This is a genomic window from Thalassolituus sp. UBA6592 (assembly GCF_002433655.1).
Lineage (GTDB): Bacteria > Pseudomonadota > Gammaproteobacteria > Pseudomonadales > Oceanobacteraceae > Venatoribacter.
Genome location: NZ_DJIO01000190.1, coordinates 675 through 1852 on the forward strand (window position 1 = coordinate 675; position 1178 = coordinate 1852).

The 1178-nt window shown below is 51.8% G+C and carries 2 protein-coding genes; both read left to right on the forward strand.

All coding sequences use genetic code 11. The features are described from left to right. Nucleotides 1-784: radical SAM protein (locus B2Z72_RS18860; RefSeq protein WP_297005593.1), on the forward strand; the 784-nt coding region annotated here is incomplete at its 5' end. A gap of 22 nt (nt 785-806) precedes the next feature. Beyond that, the coding region (locus tag B2Z72_RS18865; RefSeq protein WP_297005596.1) for a DUF1285 domain-containing protein at nt 807-1178 on the forward strand (372 nt) is incomplete at its 3' end.

The following is a 1178-nucleotide window of genomic DNA, read 5'->3' on the forward strand; positions in this document are numbered from 1 at the left end:
CTTCTGCGATATGTACACTCAGCCGCAGAAGAAATTCCGCGCCCGCCCCGAAGACGAAATCCTGAATGAAATTCGCCAGGCGGCGGCTCTTGGGCCCAGATTTGAAAAGGTCTTCCTCGCAGATGGCGACGCCATGGTGCTGCCGGTGCGTCGCCTGGTTAATATTCTGCAGGCAATCCGCGAGCATCTCCCCTGGGTTACACGCGTCGGTGCTTATTGCCTGCCGCGTAATATCCGCAAAAAAACCGCAGAAGAAATGGCAGAGATGGCGTCACTGGGCCTCGGAATTCTGTATGTCGGCGCAGAAAGTGGCGACGATCAGGTGCTGGAGTTTATCGATAAGGGGGAAACCTGGCGTTCAACGCTGGATGCGCTGGTTAAAATAAAAGAAGCCGGCATTAAATCATCTGTAATGATTTTAAATGGCATGGGCGGTGTTAAATACAGTGATCAGCATGCCGTTAATTCAGCATCATTAATGAATGAGGCTCAGCCGGATTTTCTTTCTACTCTGGTGGTCAGTTACCCCATGGGAGATCAGCGCGTCGTTGCCGGATTTAATGGCGAATATCAGCTGCCGGATCAGATGCAGCTGTTTCTTGAGCTGAAAAACCTGATCAGTCGCCTGGAGCTGACTAATACCGTGTTCCGCAGTGATCACGCGTCGAATTATCTGCCTTTACGCGGCACGCTGGGGAAAGATAAGGCGCAGATGTTGTCACAGCTGGATATGGCGCTGGAAGGGCGCATCGCTCTGCGTCAGGAATGGCAGCGGGGCTTGTAACCGCTTATCAGGAGTAATCTGTATGTCCCTGTCGGATATCGAAAAACAATTGGGTCTCGAAGGTCCGGTAGGTCATCCTCCGGTAGAAAAATGGAGCCCGCCTTTATCGGGCGATATGGATATGGTGATCCGCAAAGACGGCACCTGGGTGCATGAAGGTGATCCGATTAAAAGAGAAAAACTGGTGCGTCTGTTCGCTTCGATTCTGAAGAAAGAAGGGGGTGACTATTTTCTTGTCACGCCAGTGGAGAAGTGGCGCATACAGGTCGAAGACAGACCACTGCTGGTGCAACTGATTGATAAGCGCGGCGATCAGCTGCAATTGGTTACCAATGGTGGAGATTCGCTGATCGTCGGTGATGATCATCCACTGAAAGCATCGGAACTGGATGGG